This window comes from Enterobacter sp. MGH119 (genome assembly GCF_001037675.1).
GTDB lineage: Bacteria > Pseudomonadota > Gammaproteobacteria > Enterobacterales > Enterobacteriaceae > Enterobacter > Enterobacter hormaechei_C.
Window position 1 is genome coordinate 644,471 of record NZ_KQ089930.1, and the last position, 21,192, is coordinate 665,662.

22 protein-coding genes are annotated in these 21,192 nt (G+C 51.9%); 5 read left to right on the forward strand and 17 right to left on the reverse strand.

The window, feature by feature from the left end:
• Positions 1 to 8 precede the first annotated feature (8 nt).
• The 11 genes from SK53_RS14455 to zapE all read right to left on the reverse strand — a co-directional run bounded on the left by SK53_RS14455 (position 9) and on the right by zapE (position 10,292).
• Positions 9 to 680, reverse strand: a complete 672-nt coding sequence (locus SK53_RS14455) for a DUF1120 domain-containing protein (RefSeq protein WP_032627961.1) — start codon at positions 678 to 680, stop codon at positions 9 to 11.
• A gap of 198 nt (positions 681 to 878) precedes the next feature.
• Complete coding sequence (locus SK53_RS14460; RefSeq protein WP_023323796.1) at positions 879 to 1,544, reverse strand: DUF1120 domain-containing protein; 666 nt, start codon at positions 1,542 to 1,544, stop codon at positions 879 to 881.
• Positions 1,545 to 1,712: 168 nt separating this feature from the next.
• Complete coding sequence (locus SK53_RS14465) at positions 1,713 to 2,279, reverse strand: DUF1120 domain-containing protein (protein WP_023323797.1); 567 nt, start codon at positions 2,277 to 2,279, stop codon at positions 1,713 to 1,715.
• Positions 2,276 to 4,693, reverse strand: coding sequence for a fimbrial biogenesis outer membrane usher protein (locus SK53_RS14470; RefSeq protein ID WP_048209681.1), 2,418 nt, complete (start codon positions 4,691 to 4,693; stop codon positions 2,276 to 2,278). The genes SK53_RS14465 and SK53_RS14470 overlap by 4 nt, the downstream gene beginning before the upstream one ends.
• Positions 4,694 to 4,707: 14 nt before the next feature.
• Positions 4,708 to 5,412, reverse strand: a complete 705-nt coding sequence (locus tag SK53_RS14475) for a fimbria/pilus chaperone family protein (RefSeq protein ID WP_023323799.1) — start codon at positions 5,410 to 5,412, stop codon at positions 4,708 to 4,710.
• A gap of 128 nt (positions 5,413 to 5,540) precedes the next feature.
• Positions 5,541 to 6,218 carry a DUF1120 domain-containing protein gene (locus SK53_RS14480; protein WP_023323800.1) on the reverse strand — a complete coding sequence of 226 codons (678 nt, stop codon included), beginning with the start codon at positions 6,216 to 6,218 and terminating at the stop codon, positions 5,541 to 5,543.
• A gap of 371 nt (positions 6,219 to 6,589) precedes the next feature.
• On the reverse strand, positions 6,590 to 7,087 hold the full coding sequence (gene sspB / locus SK53_RS14485) for a ClpXP protease specificity-enhancing factor (RefSeq protein WP_003860440.1): 498 nt from the start codon (positions 7,085 to 7,087) through the stop codon (positions 6,590 to 6,592).
• A gap of 5 nt (positions 7,088 to 7,092) precedes the next feature.
• The gene (gene sspA / locus SK53_RS14490; protein ID WP_003860438.1) at positions 7,093 to 7,731 is read right to left on the reverse strand and encodes a stringent starvation protein SspA; all 639 of its coding nucleotides are present in this window, start codon (positions 7,729 to 7,731) and stop codon (positions 7,093 to 7,095) included.
• Positions 7,732 to 8,038: 307 nt separating this feature from the next.
• Positions 8,039 to 8,431, reverse strand: a complete 393-nt coding sequence (gene rpsI / locus SK53_RS14500) for a 30S ribosomal protein S9 (RefSeq protein WP_003860436.1) — start codon at positions 8,429 to 8,431, stop codon at positions 8,039 to 8,041.
• A 15-nt stretch (positions 8,432 to 8,446) separates the two neighbouring features.
• Positions 8,447 to 8,875: a 50S ribosomal protein L13 gene (gene rplM / locus SK53_RS14505; RefSeq protein WP_003860434.1), complete on the reverse strand. Its 429-nt coding sequence runs from the start codon at positions 8,873 to 8,875 to the stop codon at positions 8,447 to 8,449.
• A gap of 292 nt (positions 8,876 to 9,167) precedes the next feature.
• Positions 9,168 to 10,292: a cell division protein ZapE gene (gene zapE, locus SK53_RS14510; protein ID WP_022651925.1), complete on the reverse strand. Its 1,125-nt coding sequence runs from the start codon at positions 10,290 to 10,292 to the stop codon at positions 9,168 to 9,170.
• Between the two features lie 189 nt (positions 10,293 to 10,481).
• On the opposite strand from zapE, the gene zapG reads away from it, so the two are divergent.
• From zapG to degS, 3 genes are all read left to right on the forward strand, one after another.
• Positions 10,482 to 10,880: a Z-ring associated protein ZapG gene (zapG, locus tag SK53_RS14515; RefSeq protein WP_048209684.1), complete on the forward strand. Its 399-nt coding sequence runs from the start codon at positions 10,482 to 10,484 to the stop codon at positions 10,878 to 10,880.
• Positions 10,881 to 11,050: 170 nt separating this feature from the next.
• Complete coding sequence (gene degQ / locus SK53_RS14520; RefSeq protein WP_003860431.1) at positions 11,051 to 12,418, forward strand: serine endoprotease DegQ; 1,368 nt, start codon at positions 11,051 to 11,053, stop codon at positions 12,416 to 12,418.
• 92 nt (positions 12,419 to 12,510) lie between these two features.
• Complete coding sequence (gene degS / locus SK53_RS14525; protein ID WP_003860430.1) at positions 12,511 to 13,578, forward strand: outer membrane-stress sensor serine endopeptidase DegS; 1,068 nt, start codon at positions 12,511 to 12,513, stop codon at positions 13,576 to 13,578.
• Between the two features lie 51 nt (positions 13,579 to 13,629).
• On the opposite strand, the gene mdh is transcribed toward degS, so the two are convergent.
• Positions 13,630 to 14,568: a malate dehydrogenase gene (gene mdh, locus SK53_RS14530; RefSeq protein ID WP_003860429.1), complete on the reverse strand. Its 939-nt coding sequence runs from the start codon at positions 14,566 to 14,568 to the stop codon at positions 13,630 to 13,632.
• A gap of 397 nt (positions 14,569 to 14,965) precedes the next feature.
• Here mdh and argR point away from each other — a divergent pair, with 397 nt between their 5' ends.
• Both argR and yhcN read left to right on the forward strand, forming a co-directional pair.
• Positions 14,966 to 15,436: a transcriptional regulator ArgR gene (gene argR, locus SK53_RS14535; RefSeq protein WP_003860428.1), complete on the forward strand. Its 471-nt coding sequence runs from the start codon at positions 14,966 to 14,968 to the stop codon at positions 15,434 to 15,436.
• A 378-nt stretch (positions 15,437 to 15,814) separates the two neighbouring features.
• A complete protein-coding gene (gene yhcN / locus SK53_RS14540) occupies positions 15,815 to 16,078 on the forward strand; it encodes a peroxide/acid stress response protein YhcN (RefSeq protein ID WP_048209686.1) in 264 nt (87 codons plus the stop codon).
• Between the two features lie 59 nt (positions 16,079 to 16,137).
• Here yhcN and SK53_RS14545 read toward each other — a convergent pair whose 3' ends face one another.
• The 5 genes from SK53_RS14545 to aaeX form a co-directional block, all read right to left on the reverse strand.
• Positions 16,138 to 16,410 (reverse strand): barstar family protein, encoded by a 273-nt coding sequence (locus SK53_RS14545; protein WP_003860424.1) that lies wholly within the window; start codon positions 16,408 to 16,410, stop codon positions 16,138 to 16,140.
• A 45-nt stretch (positions 16,411 to 16,455) separates the two neighbouring features.
• Entirely contained in the window at positions 16,456 to 17,910 is a 1,455-nt protein-coding gene (locus tag SK53_RS14550) for an NAD-dependent succinate-semialdehyde dehydrogenase (protein WP_048209688.1), read from the reverse strand.
• Positions 17,911 to 17,996: 86 nt separating this feature from the next.
• A complete protein-coding gene (gene aaeB, locus SK53_RS14555; protein WP_048209690.1) occupies positions 17,997 to 19,964 on the reverse strand; it encodes a p-hydroxybenzoic acid efflux pump subunit AaeB in 1,968 nt (655 codons plus the stop codon).
• Positions 19,965 to 19,969: 5 nt separating this feature from the next.
• Positions 19,970 to 20,902 carry a p-hydroxybenzoic acid efflux pump subunit AaeA gene (gene aaeA / locus SK53_RS14560; RefSeq protein WP_048209694.1) on the reverse strand — a complete coding sequence of 311 codons (933 nt, stop codon included), beginning with the start codon at positions 20,900 to 20,902 and terminating at the stop codon, positions 19,970 to 19,972.
• Positions 20,903 to 20,909: 7 nt separating this feature from the next.
• Positions 20,910 to 21,113 (reverse strand): p-hydroxybenzoic acid efflux pump operon protein AaeX, encoded by a 204-nt coding sequence (gene aaeX / locus SK53_RS14565; RefSeq protein ID WP_003860416.1) that lies wholly within the window; start codon positions 21,111 to 21,113, stop codon positions 20,910 to 20,912.
• Positions 21,114 to 21,192 lie beyond the last annotated feature (79 nt).

The following is a 21,192-nucleotide window of genomic DNA, read 5'->3' on the forward strand; positions in this document are numbered from 1 at the left end:
TCTGAATATTACAGATACTTGATGGTAAACGTTGCCTGACCATCCATGTTGGTATCATCAGTAATAGCCAGCGTATTGGTATCCTGAATCGCAGCAGAAACCGCCATCGGAATGACCAGGTTTTTAAACGCAACTGGCGCGGTGCTGCCAACTGTAGCAACGGATACAATCTGGCTACCGTCATTAACCATCAGTGTGCCGTTATCAGACCAGCTGGTGCCGTTGTCTGCGCTGTAGATCGCCCCAACAGTGGCACCATCAGCAGTAATCGTGTCGTTTTTCACGAAAATGGTGTAGTTACCGATGTTAACGTTTCCTGCGGTCTTATTCAGACCAAACATATTGAGCGGCTGAATAATATCGTTACCGTTACCCGCACCATCTTTAACCATAATGTTTGGCGCAGTACCAGTACGGTCGTCAGAAACGCTAAAGCCCGCTTTGGTCAGCGCAGGGCAGGTAATAGAAAGAGAGAAATCTTTCTGGCCCAGCTGGTTAATAGCAGTGGTGTTCAGGGCTGACAGGTGGATCGTACCGTAATCTACCACGCCACCGCCGCTGATTTCAGGGATGCAACTGCTATTTGTCAGAACGCCTGTGACTTTCAGTACGGCGGTGTCTGCGGCAAAGGCAGAAGATACAAACATGACAAGCATAGAAGCCAATACAACTTTTTTCATTTGTTAATTCTTAACGTTAATGTAAATGTTCTTTCTGCTTTTAATAAAGTGGGCTACTCTCGCTATTAAAAACAGAATTTTCTAAACAAAGAGGGAAGTTACTCCCTCTACATATTCAAACCTAAATAATCCGCTGTAAGCGTAAATGCTAATATAGCCTTACACAACGACAGAGCGGGATATTAATACCCAAATAACTTAAAGGTATTTCAGGGTAATTGTTGCCTGACCATCTAAAGATGTATCGTCAGTAATCGCCAGCGTATCGGTCCCCTGAATAGCCAGAGAGGTAACCAGTGGGAAAACCGCAGTGGTAAATGCAACAGGGGTCGTTGTGCCTGTGGTTGCGGCACTGATAATGGAGATACCGTCGCTGCGAACCGCACCGCCTGATTCCCATTTAGAGCCATTCCAGTCGACGTTTGAAAAAATTTCGTCGCCCTCTTGCCCATCAATGGTGACTTTCTTATTTTTGATGAAAAGCATATAGTTACCAATATTCACACCACCTGTGGTTTTACCTACGCCATACTGATAGTAAGAAATGTTTTGCATTGTGCCGTTGAAATCGACATTAATACCAGCCTTACTTGACTCGCGATCGTCATTCACAACCCAACCAACCTGAGTAGGCGCACCGCATGTAATCGTCAGGTTAATATCTTTGTCACCTAACTGGTTAACAGCTGTTGCAGAGAGCTCACCCAAATGGATAGTGCCATAATCTACGACACCGCCGTTACTTAACTGAGGAGTACAAGCGGCATTTGTCAGCTTACCTTTTACCTGCAATACTGCGGTATCAGCAGCAAATGCGGAAGCGACACAAAGAGACAACGCGGTAGCGAGAAGAACTTTTTTCATTTGTTAATCCTTAACATTATTGATTCACGGAAACCCAACCCAATCTTTTATTCATGTAAAGAATGGGTTGTATATTCCGCACTTACTAATTGAATGGCGTACCATTCGTGATAAAACAATCCTGCAACGCTTAAAGATAACGTTATTACGATATCATCACCACATTGCCTATGGATTATTTTGCAATATTTTCCAGCTTAAATCGCTTTCCAGCGTTGTTTGATCGGCATTATTACTGAATGCACTTTCATTAAGCACAGGGAATATCGTAGCTGTAAATGTCATCTGCTGGCCCGTAACGGCCTGGTTATTTTCAACCGCGACGACGGCTTCATTATTTCTTAAATAGAATGGCGAAGGCGACCCGCTTTCCGGCGTAAAGTTAAGCTGATCAACCGTTTTACCCACGGTATAGCTTTTGCCATCAACATTCATATCATCAATTTTAACTGCGACACCGCCATTCTGACCAAAACGGAAGCGACCTTTCTCTCCAGCATTACCCTGTAAAAGCACTGCCAGCTTCTGTTTGTCTGGACAAAACACATTCACGGTAACTTCCCGTTCCGGCAATTTATGCCAGCTTTGCTGAGACGTAACAATATCGTCACGCTTGAGCTGTTTATAATCTACAATGGGCTGAGAAAGCGTGATCTGACAATCTTCGGCAAGCGTCAAACCGGGTAAACAAAACGCCAGAAACGTCGCTACTTTGATTACGCGCTGAGTCTTCATTGGCATACTCCGTTTACTTCCTCATAGAACGCTTCGTCATCTTTTTTATCACTTAAGGTATAGTGAATCTGACAAAGCCGATTGTTATTGTCATCCATGGCATACAGCCCTTTCAGCTGATCGGCATCATTGATAAACACATGGCCGTCATCCACGCTGGTGACGATATAATTGCCCTTCTCATCAACAATGGATAACCCCTTCGCCAGTGGTGTACCATCCGCTCTCTTCACCCGCAGCATCACGCGACGGCTATTCAGAATTTTAAAGCTGACTTCACTGACGGAAGCATGCCCTGCCGCAACGTATTTAATGCCGTTCGCCAGCGTCATGCTTGGCGGAAGTTTATTGGCATCAATTTCAATACGGGAGTTACGCCACTCATTCAGCCCCGGTACCACAGCCTGTCCCCAATGGTCGGTCCAGATGGTGCCCTGCGGCGTTGAAATCTCTACGCCACTCTTCGGCTCGTTCAGCTTAGCGATGGCGAACGTATCTTTAATAGCGTACGGCGAGAAGGTCACGCCATCTTTATGCATTGCGATACCGCCCGTCAGCGTTGCGCTATAGTTGCGCTGGTTACTACCGCTGCTGCCCCCACCAACGCTCAACTGGGTATAGTGCAGGTTAGTGTTGATATTGCCGTTAAAGCTATTCTCATTGTCATCGTTATCACGATCCGCAGAGATATAATAATTGGTGTTATCGCCAATGGCGCCGCTGTTCGCGACACCATAGGTGGTTCTGTCACCCTGCTTGCGCATATAGCTGCTCAGGCTTTGCGAGCCGCCGAGTGGAATGCTCAGGTTGACGTAGAGCATATCGTCATCCTGCTCGTCATCAGTATTTCCGACGGCGCTCTGCCAGTTCACGGTGATGCTGGCATATTTAAAGGTTTTACCCCACGACAGCAGCAGGTAGCGGCTGTCCTCGTAGTTTGCGCTCTGGTTGTAGTTAAACCCTGCGCTAAACGTACCCGCAATTCCTGTCGCAAAACTTACGTTGCCGCTGTAAGTATTATCATTAGGCTGAAATTCATCATCCAGCGCATCGGCAAGCTCGCGGTAACCGCTGCTAAAATGCGTTGCGCTGGCGGAAAGGCTCACGTGTTCACCCAGCGTTAAATCGCTTTGCAGCTCGGTTTTGAGCCCGCTATTACTGTCGCCAAACTGCTCTTTACTTGCCGCAGCGGTAGTCGTGATGCCCCATATATCAGAGAGCATAAACTCCGCGCTGCCGCCCGCAGCCTGATACTTTTCTGCCACTGCGCCGGATGCCAGTACGTTCATCCATGGTGTGATACGCCAGCCGTCAGAGACGTTCGCGACCAGCGGATCGCTATAATCGCTGTCAATACTCCGTACCTGGCCCACAGACATGGTCAATCCCTGCGGACGCCCCAGCTTGCGGGTTCTGACTGCGGAAGCAGGCACAATGAAGTGGCTTGAAGAGCCATCTGATTCCACGACAGTCACGTCGAGATCGACGTTATTTCTGACAACTGGCACATCGTCCAGGGTAAACGGACCCGCCGGCACTAACGTACTGTAGACGAGACGACCACTCTGGCGCACCTCAACGCGCGCCTGCGAGGAACGGGCGATACCCGATACGCTTACGCCAGTCCCGTCCCTTTCCAGGCCGTTGGTGGGCATGAGCTGCACCCCCGTAATCGGCACGCCGCTTAATACACCGGACATGGCGTTAATTTCACCCACCTGCATGGTCAGGCGCTGGGGAACAAATACATGCTCCGCGTAGGTGTAAATGCTTTCCGCATTTTTATCGCCATCATCATCCGTCAGGATATAACGGCTGCGCACAGACCAGTCCATCGTATTAAAGCCAGCCTCCAGGCTAGCCTGCGAATAGCGGCTGTTATCGCTGTCGCCATATTCGTTACGGGTACTGAATAATGAGTAGTTCAGTAACCCCGCCGTGCCACCTTGCTGAAAGTGTTTAATATTGGAGGTTAAACTGTTAATTGCCTCCTGGGGTAAATAAAGCTCTACCGCGTCCTGGTTTGGTAATGCGTTGACAACCGCCTGCGCATAATCGCTGCGGATATCATGGCACGCTTCGCCAGCCTTGAGCGGGACAGGCATAATCCCGGCAAAATCCAGAAAATCTTTATCAATACAGAGCTCGCCGTCTTCATTAAAACGTGCAGCGGCCGTACCGCGATCTTTCCCATTCACTTTAACCTGTACAGAGTGTGTGCCGGGTAAGAATCGTGGCGCTTGTGCAAAGTAATGGTTTAAATCGGGGCTTAATCCACGTGACTGAATAATGCCCGTATCAAACGTCACTTCCCTCGCATACAAAGAGGGTGTCGCGAGGACTACCAGAGGTAATGTGCCACAAAGAATAGCGCGGACACAAAGTGCAAGGCGGCTTTTTTTACACACCGTCATATCCCTATTGAGTGTTATTTATTTAATTCTGAAACAAAGCTCGGTACTTCCACACCGTAGCGACTGGCCGGGAAAAATTTCACTTTATTATCGCCGCTCACCGTTTTCTTCAGCGTTGCGGTCATACTTTGGCCTGGTAAAATATACGTTTTAGGCAGCGTGCCTGCGGTGCCAGATGGCTGAGTCATAACGTTTTGTGCCAAACGCACAACGTATTTGCTGGGGTTTTTCACCGTAAGCGTTGTACCCGTTGCGTTCCATTCCAGGTACTTCCATGCATCGGTAACAACCGCCAGTTTCGCCGGACGGATAAGCACAGGCAAATCCTGACGAAGATTAAATCCGATCTTAATGTTCTTGTTATCGCTTTTCGGCGGAATACCCTCGAACGTCACACGTTTATAGTGCTCAGCCTCCAGCGGTTCTTTATTTTGTAAAATAAAACGAAGCTGCTGGGTCTGGCCAGGCTCCAGACGTACCACTGGTTGGGTGGAAATCAGTTTTAAACCCTGATCGTCCGGTAAATCAAGGACATTGGTATATAACAGAGCCGGAAAGCTGTCCGTATTTTTGACGTTGATCGTACCGCTGTGCGTTGCCTCATCAATTACCAGTAAACTGGTTTCAGGAACCATTCCTGCTGCATACGTCGAGAATTGAGCTGAAAACAGAGCGGCAGCAATAACGGACTTCAGTAAGGTTTTCTTTAAACAAGACATAATTATCACTCCTTTAATCCACAACACAACATTCCATGTTCACGTGTAGTTAGAAAGGAATAAACAAGATATGTTTATTCCCTTTTTAATTAATATACCGATTTTAAAATATTATAACTTTTAAAATATTATAAATATTTCAGGCTGATAGTCAGCTGACCATCAAGTGTGGTATCGTCGGTAATGGCCAGCGTGGTAGTATCCTGAATAGCCAGTGATGTCACCAGCGGGAATGTTGCACTCAGGAATGCCAATGGAACTTTTTCGCCAGATTTTGCAACAGTAAACTCACGGATGTTTTGAGCCTGACTAGAACCATTCGTGCTCGTGGTCCACTTGGAGGTATCACCATTCTGAGTGTAAATAGGATCAACTGTCGCCCCGTCAGCGGTTACGCTATCAACCTTAACAAACATTGCATAGCTGCCGATGTTCACGCCGCCCGTTGTTTTACCTACACCGTAGGTCTGACTAGAATTGGATAGGCTTGCACCGGTAAACATTGCGTTATTAACGGTTAAACCCGCATTCGTCTCTGCACGATCGTCAACCATAGTCCACGAAACTTTCGTCGCAGCAGAACAAGTGATGGTTAGATCGATATTATTCTGACCTAACTGGTTTACTGCGCTGGCAGACAATGAACCAAGGTGAATAGTACCGTAATCTACTACACCACCTTTACTTAATTCTGGAGTACAGGCAGCATTTGTCAGCTTACCTTTTACCTGCAATACTGCGGTATCAGCAGCAAATGCGGAAGCGACGCAAAGAGACAGTGCGGTGGCAATAAGAACTTTTTTCATTCGTTAATCCTTAACATATGATAATTAAAAATAGGTTTCCATCAGGTACAAAACTATTTTTGCAATATGAGCTGTCACTGGGGAACTTTATAATATTATTTTTATAAATATATGCAATTTAGCAAATTTAATTTATACTTTTAGTTTCTCTGATATAATAATCATGAATTATTAAATCGGGTATTACGCAAGGCTACCCGCTTAAATTATTCATTGCGTTTATTATTGTAACCATTCTTCTCGAGATAAAAAAAAACCAAAAATGCAGTCTCATATTCTTATTTTTCGATCAATTTAAAAAATATATAATTTTCTCCAAAAAAAAACGGCCAGGCATAAACCTGACCGTTAAGATTAAAATTGAGTTAGCGTTATTTTACAACGCGTAATGCCGGACGTCCTCCGCGCGGCGGCGGATCGTCATCAGGATCGTTATCATCTTCGCGATCGGGCTTATCACCATCAATCACAGACATCACCGTTTCGCTCTCGGTCCCAACGCCGCCCTCTTCATCGTTCAGGCTCGCAACCTCTTCATCATAAGCTGCTTCCGGCTCAAACATTGTGCCCGCACCGTTTTCACGGGCGTAGATAGCCAGCACAGCTGCCAGCGGCACGGAAACCTGACGCGGCACGCCGCCGAAGCGCGCATTAAAGCGCACTTCGTCGTTCGCCAGCTCCAGGTTACCCACTGCGCGTGGCGCAATATTCAGTACAATCTGTCCGTCGCGCGCGTATTCCATTGGAACCAGCACGCCCGGCAACGTCACATCCACAACCAGGTGCGGCGTGAGCTGGTTATCCAGCAGCCATTCATAGAAGGCGCGCAGCAGATACGGACGGCGTGGTGAAAGTTGTGACATTTCCACAGTCATTAGCCTCGGCCGAGACGCATTTCACGTTCCGGTTCAGTTAAGGATGCCAGGAAAGAGTCGCGTTCAAAGACGCGAGTCATGTAGCCTTTCAGCTCTTTCGCGCCAGGACCGCTGAACTCTACGCCCAGGGTTGGCAGACGCCACAGCAGCGGAGCCAGGTAGCAATCTACCAGGCTGAACTCGTCGCTCAAGAAGAAAGGCTTTTGACCAAATACCGGCGCAATCGCCAGCAGCTCTTCACGCAGCTGTTTACGTGCAGCATCCGCTTCAGAAGAGGAACCGTTGACAATAACGTTCATCAGCGAGTACCAGTCTTTCTCGATACGCTGCATGTACAGGCGGCTTTCACCACGCGCAACAGGATAAACAGGCATCAGCGGCGGATGCGGGAAACGCTCATCTAGGTATTCCATAATGATACGGGATTCCCACAGGGTCAGCTCGCGATCCACCAGCGTCGGTACGCTTTGGCTCGGGTTGAGATCGATCAGATCCTGAGGCGGGTTATCCTTTTCCACATGCTCGATCTCAAAACTGACACCCTTCTCGGCCAGCACGATACGAACCTGATGGCTATAAATGTCAGTAGGACCAGAAAACAGCGTCATTACCGAACGTTTGTTGGCAGCGACAGCCATGAAAACCTCCAGGTATATTCAGAATTTTTACTGCTACCAGCCCAACGGGGCCAGCCAGATGATGTATCGCCCATCCCAGAGAAGACATATTGTTCAAGAATCGAACAAAAATCGAGTATTCACCGATATTTGGGCAGAAAATTGGATGATAGTTTACCAGATTTTGATGGCTTTGTGGTGAGGGGATTCCGGAAATGTGGAAAAAGAGAAGATATATGAAATGTTACTGTGGATAACCTGCGTATTATCCATAAAAAAACCCGCCGAAGCGGGTTTTTCGCCAATCGTTCTGCGTAAGCAGAATGGATTAACGTTTTGAGAACTGTGGACGACGACGTGCTTTACGCAGACCCACTTTCTTACGTTCAACCTGACGCGCGTCACGAGTAACGAAGCCAGCTTTACGCAGTTCAGAACGCAGGGATTCGTCGTACTCCATCAGAGCGCGGGTGATACCGTGACGGATCGCACCTGCCTGACCGGAGATACCACCACCTTTAACGGTGATGTACAGATCCAGTTTTTCTACCATATCAACCAGTTCCAGCGGCTGGCGAACTACCATGCGGGCAGTTTCGCGACCGAAGTATTGTTCCAGAGAACGCTGGTTGATTACGATTTTACCACTGCCCGGTTTGATGAAAACGCGAGCTGCGGAACTTTTGCGGCGACCAGTGCCGTAGTATTGATTTTCAGCCATTGCCTATAATCCCGATTAGATGTCAAGAACTTGCGGTTGCTGTGCCGCGTGGTTGTGCTCGTTGCCTGCGTAAACTTTCAGTTTACGGAACATAGCACGACCCAGCGGGCCTTTTGGCAGCATGCCTTTAACCGCGATTTCAATCACACGCTCAGGACGGCGGGCAATCATCTCTTCAAAGGTCGCTTCTTTGATACCACCGATGTGGCCGGTGTGGTGGTAGTACATTTTGTCAGTACGCTTGTTGCCGGTAACAGCAACTTTGTCAGCGTTCAGAACGATGATGTAATCACCGGTATCAACGTGCGGAGTGTATTCCGCTTTATGCTTACCGCGCAGGCGACGAGCCAGTTCAGTAGCCAGACGGCCCAGAGTTTTACCGGTCGCGTCAACAACATACCAGTCGCGCTGTACGGTTTCTGGTTTAGCTGTAAAAGTTTTCATTAAAAGCTTACCCAAATAATAAGTTACACGTTGGTGAACACCCAAACGTTTAGTCAGTTGAGGTTCACACGACAAAGTCCGGCAAACCTACCCCTTCGAATAGCACATGCCGACACATAGAAAGTTTCGGGAAAAAAACCTTCTCGTAACGTGGGGTCGCAAGATTATAGAGAAGTTGAGGTCAAAGATCGACCCTTAAATGTGATTTGGAATGGGTTTTTCGGGGTTGCGTACTGTGCGGTCTGGTGCCCTCACCCCCAGCCCCTCTCCCACGGGGAGAGGGGCGCATTTATTACGGCATATGCTCACGCTTGAGGTACTCTTCGCTCTGCATCTCTTGCAGGCGCGACAGGCAGCGCTGGAACTCAAACTTCAGGCGCTCGCCCTGATAGATCTCATATAAAGGCACCTCGGCGCTGACCACCAGCTTAACGTGGCGCTCGTAAAACTCATCTACCAGCGCGATGAAGCGGCGCGCTTCGCTCTCCATGAGTGGGGTCATAACGGGTACATCCCACAACATAACGGTATGGAACAGACGTGAAAGCGCAATGTAGTCATGCTGGCTGCGGGCGTCCACGCAGAGCGTTGCAAACGAGACGGCCAGCGTCTGGTTCTCTACGCCAAGCGTCGACAACGGGCGATGATTAATCTCCAGCGCTGGCGCCTTATCCCGCGGCGCCCCTGCCAGCGCCAGCCACAGTTTATCCATCTCGCTGGCTGTGTCGGCGTTCAGCGGTGAAAGCCACAGGTGCGCCTGCGTTAATGTGCGCAGACGATAATCGACGCCGGCATCGACATTCATGATGTCGCAGTGCTGTTTAATGGCATCTATGGCTGGCAGGAAACGCGCCCGCTGAAGACCATTGCGATAAAGCTCATCCGGCGGGATATTTGAGGTCGCCACCAGGGTGATCCCACGCGCAAACAGCGCTTTCATGAGGCCCCCCAGCAGCATGGCATCCGTAATATCGGAAACAAAGAACTCGTCGAAGCAGAGCACGTCCGTTTCCGCCTTGAAGCGATCGGCCACAATCTCCAGCGGGTCGGTTTCGCCCTGGAGCGCCGTCAGCTCTTCATGGACCCGCAGCATAAAACGGTGAAAGTGCAGACGCTGCTTACGCGTGCCGGGCAGGCTCTGGTAGAACATGTCCATCAGCCAGGTCTTACCCCGCCCAACGCCACCCCACATATATAATCCACGAACCGGTGCGTTTACCGTGGGCTCTTTTTTGCCCAGTAAACGGCCGAATGCCGCCTTCAGCCCACTGCTCTGCACCGCATCGGCGGGTTTCGCCAGAATTTCCTGATAAATCGTGTCCAGGCGGTTAACCGCTTCACGCTGGACATCATCCGGCTGGTGTGTGCCCTCGCTCAGGGCCAGTTGGTAACGCGATGAAGGGGACAGGTTTTGCATGATGTTGTTGTTATTCCTTTAGTTAAACCTCACCAGCGCGCGTGGCTGATGAAAAAAAGGCCGTTCTACACTACGCGATGATACGTCAGGATTCCACTTCTGCGGAAATAGCGGTTATAGTGGCATAATCAGGCACAGGCAGGAGCCGAGCCAACACCCTACGGAACAACAAGACAACGGGAGAAGTTCATGACCTGGGAATATGCGCTAATCGGTTTAGTCGTCGGCATCATCATTGGTGCTGTGGCCATGCGTTTCGGTAACCGCAAATTGCGTCAGCAGCAGTCACTGCAATACGAACTGGAAAAGAACAAAGCCGAACTGGAAGAATATCGCGAAGAGCTGGTCAGCCACTTTGCCCGTAGCGCTGAGCTGCTGGACAACATGGCGACAGATTATCGCCAGCTCTACCAGCACATGGTGAAAAGCTCCAGCAGCCTGCTGCCGGAAATGACCGCGGAGACCAACCCCTTCCGCAATCGTCTGGCTGATTCTGAAGCCGGTAACGATCAGGCACCGGTTCAGATGCCACGCGACTATTCAGACGGCGCGTCCGGCCTGCTGCGCGGTGGCGTAAAACGCGATTAATCGCACAACCTGAATAAATTTTACGGGCGCACCTTATGCGCCCGTCCTTTCTTCCCGTCCCCAGCTATTATTTAGTCAAACACCTCATTGTTCAGCGGTTGAAAATTCAATAACATCAAGATGTTTTTGGGGCCGTTCTTTTTCATTCCAGGATACGAGAGTCAGCATCGATGAAGAAAAAAAACCAGCTGTTGAGCGCCTTAGCGTTAAGTGTCGGGTTATCTCTCTCGGCGTCCTTCCCCGTCAGTGCGGCACTGCCTTCGCAGGTGCCTGGACAAGAAGCCATTCCCAGCCTTGCGCCGATGCTTGAAAAAGTCCTGCCTGCGGTAGTCAGCGTTCAGGTGGAAGGGACGGCACGCCAAAGCCAGCGTATTCCCGAAGAGCTGAAGAAATATTTTGGCGAAGACGCGCCGGATCAGCAGGCTCAGCCGTTTGAAGGTCTGGGCTCAGGGGTAATTATCGACGCGGCTAAGGGCTATATCCTGACCAATAACCACGTGATCAGCCAGGCCGATAAAATCAGCGTTCAGCTGAACGATGGCCGGGAGTTTGACGCCAAACTGATCGGCGGTGACGATCAGAGTGATATCGCCCTGCTACAGGTACAAAACCCCAGCAACCTGACCCAGATCGCCATTGCTGATTCCGATAAGCTGCGCGTCGGTGATTTTGCTGTCGCGGTCGGTAACCCGTTCGGCTTAGGCCAGACCGCCACCTCCGGAATTGTCTCCGCCCTGGGGCGCAGCGGCCTGAATCTCGAAGGGCTGGAAAATTTCATCCAGACCGATGCCTCCATCAACCGGGGCAACTCCGGCGGTGCGCTGCTTAATCTGAACGGTGAGCTGATCGGCATCAACACCGCTATCCTCGCGCCAGGCGGCGGCAGCATCGGGATTGGTTTTGCCATTCCGAGCAACATGGCGAAAACTCTGTCTCAACAGCTGATTCAGTTTGGCGAGGTTAAGCGCGGTCTGCTGGGCATCAAAGGCATGGAGATGAGCGCCGATATCGCCAAAGCCTTTAAGCTCAACGTCCAGCGCGGGGCGTTTGTCAGCGAAGTGTTGCCCAACTCAGGCTCTGCGAAAGCGGGCGTGAAATCCGGTGACGTTATTGTCAGCCTGAACGATAAACCGCTGAGCAGCTTCGCTGAATTACGTTCGCGTATTGCCACCACGGAGCCTGGCGCTAAAGTGAAGCTGGGCCTGATCCGCGAGGGCAAACCGCTGACCGTGGAAGTGACGCTGGACAAGAGCACCTCCTCTTCCGCCAGCGCAGAACAGATCTCCCCGGCTCTACAGGGCGCTACGCTGAGCGATGGTCAGCTTAAAAACGGCACGAAAGGCATTTCTGTCACTACCGTTGAGAAGAGCAGCCCGGCCGCGCAGGCAGGTTTGCATCAGGACGACGTGATCGTGGGCGTGAACCGTACTCGCGTGCAGTCTATTGCCGAAATGCGTAAGGTGCTGGAGAGTAAACCGGCGGTCATTGCCCTGCAAATTATCCGTGGCAACGATACCCTCTACATTTTACTGCGTTAACCATTTGCGACTCCGGGCATCGCCGCTGCGTGTGATGTCCGGATAACTCATGTTATGCTGCAAACCGTTCCTTTTTTAACGACACACGCATCATGCTTTTAAAGCTCTTTCGTTCAATTGTCATTGGTTTGATCGTTGCCGGTCTGCTGCTGGTGGCTATGCCATCTTTACGCCAGTTCAACAAACTGTCGGCTCCTCAGTTCGACAGCACGGATGAAACGCCTGCGACGTACAATCAGGCGGTACGCCGTGCCGCCCCCGCCGTGGTTAACGTCTATAACCGCGGGCTTAACAGTTCTGCTCATAACCAGCTGGAGATCCGCACGCTCGGTTCCGGTGTGATCATGGATGACCGGGGCTACATCATCACCAATAAACACGTCATTAACGATGCCGACCAGATTATCGTCGCCTTGCAGGATGGCCGCGTGTTTGAAGCCCTGCTGGTGGGGTCGGACAGCCTGACCGATCTGGCGGTGCTGAAGATCAACGCCACCGGCGGTCTGCCGACTATCCCGATTAATCGCAAACGAACGCCGCATATCGGCGATGTGGTACTGGCGATCGGTAACCCGTACAACCTGGGTCAGACCATCACTCAGGGGATCATCAGCGCGACCGGTCGAATCGGCCTGAACCCGTCAGGGCGGCAGAACTTCCTGCAAACCGATGCCTCTATCAATCACGGTAACTCCGGCGGTGCGCTGGTGAACTCTCTGGGCGAACTGATGGGCATTAACACCCTCTCCTTCGACAAGAGCAACGACGGCGAAACACCGGAAGGGATTGGCTTTGCCATTCCATTCCAGCTGGCGACCAAGATCATGGACAAGCTGATCCGCGATGGCCGCGTGATCCGTGGCTACATCGGTATTGGTGGGCGTGAAATCGCACCGATGCATACGCAGGGCGGTGGTATCGATCAGATCCAGGGGATTGTGGTCAACGAAGTGGCGCCTGGCGGCCCGGCGGCCAATGCAGGTATCCAGGTGAACGACGTTATCCTTTCCGTCAACGGTACGCCAGCGGTCTCTGCGCTGGAAACCATGGACCAGGTGGCTGAGATTCGCCCGGGCTCCATCATCCCTGTTGAAGTCATGCGTAATGACAAGAAGCTGACGATCCAGGTCACCATCCAGGAATACCCGGCCACTAACTGACGGGCATAAAAAAACGGAGCTTAGCGCTCCGTTTTTTTTACCGGGACAAGATCACTTGTTAACGAACTCTTCGCCCAGCGTGATGTCTTTCTTCAGCGTATCCAGCATGCCTTCCATCGCGTTTTGCTCAAACGCGCTCAGCGTGCCGATAGACTTACGCTCTTCAACACCGTTTTTACCCAGCAGCAGCGGCTGAGAGAAGAAGCGCGCGTGTTCACCGTCGCCTTCAACATAGGCGCATTCAACAACGCCTTTTTCGCCCTGCAACGCGCGAACCAGAGACAGGCCGAAACGTGCCGCCGCCTGACCCATAGACAGGGTTGCAGAACCGCCACCCGCCTTCGCTTCCACCACTTCGGTGCCTGCGTTCTGAATGCGTTTAGTCAGGTCAGCCACTTCCTGCTCGGTGAAGCTCACGCCCGGGATCTGCGACAGCAGAGGCAGGATGGTCACGCCAGAGTGACCGCCGATAACCGGCACTTCCACTTCCGTTGGCTGCTTGCCTTTCAGCTCAGCCACGAAGGTGTTGGAGCGGATGATATCCAGCGTAGTTACGCCGAACAGTTTGTTCTTGTCGTAAACGCCTGCTTTCTTCAGTACTTCTGCTGCGATGGCAACGGTGGTGTTCACCGGGTTGGTGATGATACCGATGCACGCTTTCGGGCAGGTTTCAGCGATCTGCTGAACCAGGTTTTTCACGATGCCCGCGTTGACGTTGAACAGGTCTGAACGATCCATACCCGGTTTACGTGCAACACCCGCGGAGATCAGCACCACGTCGGCACCCTGCAACGCAGGGCGCGCATCTTCACCGGAGAAGCCTTTGATTTTCACAGCTGTCGGGATGTGGCTCAGGTCAACCGCCACACCTGGGGTTACCGGAGCAATATCGTACAGGGAGAGTTCTGAGCCTGAAGGCAGTTGGGTTTTCAGTAGTAGGGCAAGCGCCTGGCCGATACCACCAGCAGCGCCGAGGACTGCGACTTTCATCCTAAACTCCTTATTATGGTTAACTTAAGTATCTGTAACTCCGTTGCGGCGACCATAATTCAGCACGTCATTAATTACAATTTTCATCGCTAAAGAATTTGAGGTCGCACGTCTTTCACCTTCACCTGAATACTATCGGGCTGTAGGCAACAACGAATTAAGAGGGGGTTACAATACACCCTGCCACGCCACCAAAACAACATCATTTTGATAACATTTAATTTACTTTTAAGGTTATTTGCGCGGCGTGACCCAGGCATGTTTTCCGATAACGAAATCTGATAAAATCTCTCCCTTTCATAACATTATTTCAGCCTGGCGTCAGGTAGATAATTTGCATAAAAATTCATCCACATGCATAATAATGTTGTTTCTATCGTCATATTCCGGGTGACTTATGCGAAGCTCGTCTAAGCAAGAAGAATTAGTGAAGGCGTTTAAAGCGCTACTCAAAGAAGAGAAATTCAGTTCTCAGGGAGAAATTGTTCAGGCGTTGCAGGAACAAGGCTTCGACAACATCAACCAGTCGAAGGTCTCTCGCATGTTAACCAAGTTTGGAGCGGTGCGTACGCGCAACGCCAAAATGGAAATGGTTTATTGCCTGCCTGCTGAACTTGGCGTGCCAACGACCTCCAGCCCGCTGAAAAACCTGGTTCTGGACATCGACTATAACGATGCCGTGGTCGTGATCCACACCAGCCCGGGCGCAGCCCAGCTGATTGCCCGCCTGCTGGACTCGCTGGGTAAAGCAGAGGGGATCCTCGGAACCATCGCCGGTGATGACACCATTTTTACCACCCCGGCAAATGGTTTCTCGGTGAAAGACCTCTACGAAGCGATTCTGGTCCTGTTCGAACAGGAGCTGTAATTGTCTGCCCCGTAGCGCCTGACTGCGGGGATCATTCTGCTGCTTCCGCGTTTTACCCTGCTTTTCTCTGCCTGCTGTTTTTGCAAATAGTGCTTTTTACCGCCTGTTAACATTCATTCAGTGAATGATCTGCCGCAAAACCGCACAAAAAATCAAATTGATCTATCCCTTTGATTTAGACAAGAAAAAACCATAAACCTCGCATTGTGGCGCTCCTTTTTATGCATTCGCGTTATAAAAAATGATTTTTTTAACACGTAATAACAGGCGAAACCATTAGTCTGGTATTAATTTTTTGCGTGATTAGTGTATACTTGATTTTGTGATGAGGGTCACAGAACAAAGACCCCAGTAAAATAATTGACGAGGTAAATAATCATGAAAATTAAAACCACTGTAGCTACCCTGAGCGTACTGTCAGTCCTGTCATTCGGTACGTTTGCAGCCGACACCATTAATGCCGAACAGGCACAATCCCGTCAGGCTATCGGGACTGTTTCTGTTGGTGCCATCGGTACGTCTCCGATGGACATGCACGAAATGCTGAACAAAAAAGCGGAAGAACAGGGTGCGTCATCTTATCGCATCATCGAAGCGCGCAGTGGCGACCACTGGCACGCTACCGCAGAACTGTACAAATAAACCCTCGTCGTATCTCATCATACGACTTGCCCCTGACCTCCCGGTCAGGGGCTTTTTTATCACTGGCGCACGTTGAAACGCAGTTGCCCTTCCAGCTCCTCCTCCGCTTCATCAAACAATAAAATCAATGCGCCAAAGCGTCTGCGCAGTTTTTCAGGCAGATGGGTAAATTCGATTTCCAGCGGTAACGGCAGCCTGTCGCCGGTAACCACATCCCACAGCATATCAAGATTGCTTACGCTGCCCCGCTCCAGGTCGAACGCCCGAATAAACTCGCGATAGAAGTCTTCCTGACTCTCAATTTCGTCAAAATCAAAGGTATAAATTTTCATTGCCAGCCACCCGGTACAGGCGGGCGGCAAATGCCGCCCTGTCTATTATAATCCCCCGATATGCAGGGTTTTAACTTCCAGAAACTCCTCCAGCCCCAGCACGGCCCCCTCGCGGCCCAGCCCGGACTCTTTTACGCCCCCAAACGGACCCAGTTCGGTCGAGACCGCACATTCATTAATTCCGATCATGCCGCTCTCAATGGCCTGTGAGACGCGGAACACGCGCGAAAGATTCTGGGTATAAAAGTAGGCCGCCAGCCCGTAAGGCGTATTGTTAGCGCGCATAACCACTTCGTCTTCCGACGTGAAGCGGAAGCAGGCGGCTACGGGACCAAAGGTCTCCTCTTCTGCCAGCTTCATGCCTTCATGGCAGTCACCGAGTACGGTTGGCATCCAGAAGTTGCCGCCAAGTTCGTGCGGTTTACCCCCAGCCAGCACCGTGGCGCCCTTCGCTACCGCATCTTCGACGTGCTCACGCACTTTCTCGACAGCCGAAGGCTCAATCAGCGGGCCGACAACGACGCCCTCGTCCAGACCGTTACCCACCTTCAGCGCCTTCACCGCATCGGCAAGTTGATTGACGAACTTGTCATAGACCGTCTCCTGAATATAGAAACGGTTTACGCTGACGCAGACCTGCCCGGCGTTACGGAACTTATTGGCGATCGCGCCTTTGACGGCGGCATCAATATCCGCGTCCTCGAAAACGATATACGGCGCATTACCGCCCAGCTCCATCGATACCTTTTTCATGGTCTCTGCGGAATTGCGAACCAGCGTTTTCCCGACGGCGGTTGAACCCGTAAACGAGATTTTGCGCACGTCATGGCTGGCCATAATGGCGTCGCTAATTTCTGAGGTGCTCCCCGCGACCGCATTCAGCACACCATCCGGCACACCAGCCTGCTTCGCCAGCGTCAGCAGCGCAAAGGCGCTCAGCGGCGTGTTGTTTGCAGGTTTGATCACGCCGGTACATCCTGCTGCCAGCGCCGGGCCGAGCTTACGGGTGAGCATAGCCATCGGGAAATTCCATGGCGTGATAGCAGCAACCACCCCGACAGGTTCACGAGTGGCCAGAATACGGGAGCCAGGTTTAACCGGAGGAATGATTTCACCGTTGGCGCGCTTGGCCTGCTCGGCAAACCACTGAATGAAGCTGGCAGCGTAGTCCACCTCACCTTCAGCCTCTTTCAGCGGCTTGCCCTGCTCGGTAGTCATCAGCCGCCCGAGCCAGCTTTTGTTCTCGATAATCAGTTCATACCAGCGATAGAGGATCGCGGAACGCTCTTTTGCCGTTTTTGCGCGCCATGCGGGAAAGGCCTTCGTCGCGGCCACAATGGCCTCTTCGGTTTCGGCTTTTCCTGCTTTCGCCACTTTCGCAATGACCTCGCCCGTGGCCGGGTTTAGCACATCAAACGTGGTGTCGAGTGTTTTCCAGATACCGTTGACCAGATACCCGGTCTGAAAAAGAATACTGTCCTGAAGAGCCTGGGTTGTCATGTGTCCTCCCTTCCTGAATGTTTGAACCTGCAAGAATAAGTATAGCCACAAAAAAACCGACGCTTTTGGCGTCGGTTTTCTCTTCGTTAGCTGTCTGTCAGCGCATTCTGGTAGCGGTGCAGCATAAACACCAGCCGCTCTACCGGCTCGGTAACCTGCGGCGGCGCTTCCCAGATCCGCAGTTTCTCCTGGTAGATATCCAGCTCCTCCAGCAGTTGCTTAAAGTAGCGGCGACGTTTGTCATCACTGGATGCCGATATCACATGGTCCGCCGTGCGCCGTAGCTGGCGGTGGAAGGCGGACAAATCGTCGTTGATCGGCACTGGCGCGTTCCGCAGACGCTGGTGCGCGATAATCATGGTTAACGCCAGGCGGAAGCGGGCGACATCGCCCGGGAATTTATTTAGCAACAGGAACAGCTGCTGATAGAGCGCCGGCAGGTGGTTCTCCTTGCGCCGCGCGGTGTTGGTGGTCAAGGACGATACGGCGGCCGATACAAACTGATTCAGCAGCACGCGCCCTGTCCGCGCCTGAGAGTTATCCCGCACCAGCAGGATCACCATCATTGCTAGGAAACAGCCCACCAGCTGACCTAGTGCGCTATCCAGGAACTGACTGAAATGGAAGGTCATCGGGTTATCCAGCACGATGATGTTAATCGTACTCGCCAGTGCGCCTAACGATCCCAGACGGCGTTTTTGTACCTCAATCCCGATAAAGAACGCCATCACCGCCAGGCTGATGCAGAGCAAAAGCATGCTTTGCTGCGTCGAGGGAATAATCACCAGGAAGTAGAGCGCGCCAATAGGTAACGCCGCAATAGTGCCGTACAGAAAATCGATCGCGACCATGCGCGGGTTGGGCAGACGCATCGCCAGCGCGGTGACGACGGCAATCATCACCATCGCGCCGCTGCCAGACGTCCAGCCGGTCCACAGCCAGAACAGCGTGCCGAGTATACAGGCCAGGGTGGTACGCCAGAAGTTAACCATCGCATGATGGCGCTCGGCGGATTCAGGTTTGATCACCACTTCGCCCTGTAACACCTCTTCTTCCGCCGCACTGATTTTGGTGTTGCTAATCACGCCGCGTTTCAGGAGCAGGTAGCGCGTTGCGGCGCCTACCCAGGTATAAATGATGACTGGCGTATCCCGTTCTCCTGTCCACGCAATCACACGACGCATGCGTTTAAGCTGTCGATGCACGTCCTGCACCGTCTCCACAGGCTCATCAAACAGTTCGCGGAAAGTATCCGTTACCACTTCGGGGCGGGTGTTCTGAATCAGGTAGGTTTCACACGCCTGGGTGATCAGCGTTAACGAGACGGTATTGATCGCTTTCAGACGACGGTTGGCCCGCTCCCAGCGGGAAGACTCCATATTGAGGTTACTGCGCATCCCTTCCAGCGCCTGCGTGCGGCGCACCAGCGCACTCCAGGCCTTGTCGACCTCTTCGCTGTCGCCGTGCTTAATGCACAGCTGCATGAGCTGGTACTGAGCAACAATCAGCGCGTCCAGCTCACGATCGACTTCCTGCTTGATCGATCGCGGAGAGAAGAGCAGGTCTGCGACAATCGCGCAGACGATACCAATGACAATCTCGCTGCAACGTTCCACGGCGAACTGCGGAGCAAGCAGCGGTTCACTCTGAATGGTGATGATAATAATCAGCGCGGTATATCCCGCCAGACCCCAGGCGTACGAGTTCTCCACCTTCACCAGCGAAGAGACCCAGGTGCAAAAACCCGCCCAGATACAGCATACAATCAGCATCAGCAGCGGCGTGCGGATCATCAGGATGATAATGGTCAGGGCGGCGATACAGCCGATAAAGGTGCCGATAATACGCAGCATCCCGCGATAGCGAATTGCCCCGGAGTAAGGTTCGCCACCCGCCGCGAAGGCAGGACCGGCGGCGACGATCGCGGCGGTCAGAACGGCCCAGCGCGGCGTTTCAAGCTGGAAATGGAAGCCAACAAACAGCGCCAGCACAATGGCGCATGCCAGCTTCACGGCGAAGCGGATGTGCTGGCTGGCGATGGAAAAAATGCCCATAGCGATCAACCAAACTCGCGCAGGCGATGGGCGATTTGACGGAAGATCGAATCCTGGCTGGCATCACGGTCTTTTTCACCCGTGATCACCACCGTCGCCGTGGTGCCTGCGGGCCAGAGGTTGCTCTGCTGCTCATCCAGACGAATGCGTACCGGTACGCGCTGCGCCAGACGAACCCACTCGAGGTTAGAATCGACGGTCGCCATCCCTTTTGAATCATTGGTACTGCTGGAGTTGGTCACCCCCGCGGCCACGCTGTCCACGGTTCCCTTCAGGACCCGGTTGCTGCCGAGCGGCGTGATTTCGGCGCGATAGCCCGGACGCACGCCTTCCAGCTTGGTCTCTTCCATATAGGCGAGGACGTAGAAAGAGTTCTTTTTCACCAGCGCCACGGCCGTAGAGCCGCGCGTAATAAACTCGCCCGCATAGACATTGAGGTTGGTCACCCAGCCATCGGACGGGGCGCGGATAACGGTACGTTCCAGATCGAGCTTCGCCAGATCGCGCGTCGCCTGCGCTTTTGCCAGCTGATGCAGCACGGTTTGCAGCACGTTATTGGACTGGTCAATCTCTTCCCGGGACATGGCCTGGATGCCCAGCTTGTTACGGCGTCCTGCTTCACGGCGTTTTTCAGAGGCCAGCGCGTTGTAATACGCCACGTCTGCTTCCGCTTCTTCCAGCGCTTTTTGATAGCGCGGCTGGTCGATGGTGAACAGCACCTGATCTTTTTTCACCAGTTGGTTATCGTGGACGTTGACTGCCGTAATGAGACCGGCGACATCGGGCGCTATCGCGACCACCTCCGCGCTGAAACGCGCATCGCGCGTCCACGGGGATTCGGTGTAATAAACCCAGGCGCGAAAAATAGCGATGAACGCCAGGATGACCAGCGCCATAGTGATGGCAGTGCGGGAGATTTTTCTTGTTAGCGTTTTCACATCAACCTCAGACAAACATGCGCGATATTAAATAGAACAGGCAGCAATACAGCGCGGTATTGAACAATGCAGGATGCCAGACGAAATCATAAATCCCGGTAGGGACCAGCACCTTGCGCACCAGCCAGAAGATCGCCAGTGATAAAAGAAGCTCGAAAAATATCGGTGGGAACGACAAACCGAACACCACGATAACGGGAAACAGACTCATGTTGACCTTGATTAAAGAGAGTGCAGGTTACTGGATTTTTAAGCTCGCGCCGCCGCAGGAGAGCAAGAATTGCCGGGCG

Excerpts from the sequence above, each read along its gene's own strand:
- rplM (WP_003860434.1), bottom strand. The coding sequence starts at position 8,875 with ATGAAAACTTTTACAGCTAAACCAGAAACCGTACAGCGCGACTGGTAT.
- SK53_RS14455 (WP_032627961.1), bottom strand. The coding sequence starts at position 680 with ATGAAAAAAGTTGTATTGGCTTCTATGCTTGTCATGTTTGTATCTTCT.
- SK53_RS14550 (WP_048209688.1), bottom strand. The coding sequence starts at position 17,910 with ATGACAACCCAGGCTCTTCAGGACAGTATTCTTTTTCAGACCGGGTAT.
- degS (WP_003860430.1), top strand. The coding sequence starts at position 12,511 with ATGCTTTTAAAGCTCTTTCGTTCAATTGTCATTGGTTTGATCGTTGCC.
- aaeB (WP_048209690.1), bottom strand. The coding sequence starts at position 19,964 with ATGGGCATTTTTTCCATCGCCAGCCAGCACATCCGCTTCGCCGTGAAG.
- zapE (WP_022651925.1), bottom strand. The coding sequence starts at position 10,292 with ATGCAAAACCTGTCCCCTTCATCGCGTTACCAACTGGCCCTGAGCGAG.
- mdh (WP_003860429.1), bottom strand. The coding sequence starts at position 14,568 with ATGAAAGTCGCAGTCCTCGGCGCTGCTGGTGGTATCGGCCAGGCGCTT.
- SK53_RS14480 (WP_023323800.1), bottom strand. The coding sequence starts at position 6,218 with ATGAAAAAAGTTCTTATTGCCACCGCACTGTCTCTTTGCGTCGCTTCC.
- yhcN (WP_048209686.1), top strand. The coding sequence starts at position 15,815 with ATGAAAATTAAAACCACTGTAGCTACCCTGAGCGTACTGTCAGTCCTG.
- SK53_RS14460 (WP_023323796.1), bottom strand. The coding sequence starts at position 1,544 with ATGAAAAAAGTTCTTCTCGCTACCGCGTTGTCTCTTTGTGTCGCTTCC.
- SK53_RS14465 (WP_023323797.1), bottom strand. The coding sequence starts at position 2,279 with ATGAAGACTCAGCGCGTAATCAAAGTAGCGACGTTTCTGGCGTTTTGT.
- degQ (WP_003860431.1), top strand. The coding sequence starts at position 11,051 with ATGAAGAAAAAAAACCAGCTGTTGAGCGCCTTAGCGTTAAGTGTCGGG.
- aaeX (WP_003860416.1), bottom strand. The coding sequence starts at position 21,113 with ATGAGTCTGTTTCCCGTTATCGTGGTGTTCGGTTTGTCGTTCCCACCG.
- argR (WP_003860428.1), top strand. The coding sequence starts at position 14,966 with ATGCGAAGCTCGTCTAAGCAAGAAGAATTAGTGAAGGCGTTTAAAGCG.
- sspA (WP_003860438.1), bottom strand. The coding sequence starts at position 7,731 with ATGGCTGTCGCTGCCAACAAACGTTCGGTAATGACGCTGTTTTCTGGT.
- zapG (WP_048209684.1), top strand. The coding sequence starts at position 10,482 with ATGACCTGGGAATATGCGCTAATCGGTTTAGTCGTCGGCATCATCATT.
- SK53_RS14475 (WP_023323799.1), bottom strand. The coding sequence starts at position 5,412 with ATGTCTTGTTTAAAGAAAACCTTACTGAAGTCCGTTATTGCTGCCGCT.
- SK53_RS14545 (WP_003860424.1), bottom strand. The coding sequence starts at position 16,410 with ATGAAAATTTATACCTTTGATTTTGACGAAATTGAGAGTCAGGAAGAC.
- SK53_RS14470 (WP_048209681.1), bottom strand. The coding sequence starts at position 4,693 with ATGACGGTGTGTAAAAAAAGCCGCCTTGCACTTTGTGTCCGCGCTATT.
- rpsI (WP_003860436.1), bottom strand. The coding sequence starts at position 8,431 with ATGGCTGAAAATCAATACTACGGCACTGGTCGCCGCAAAAGTTCCGCA.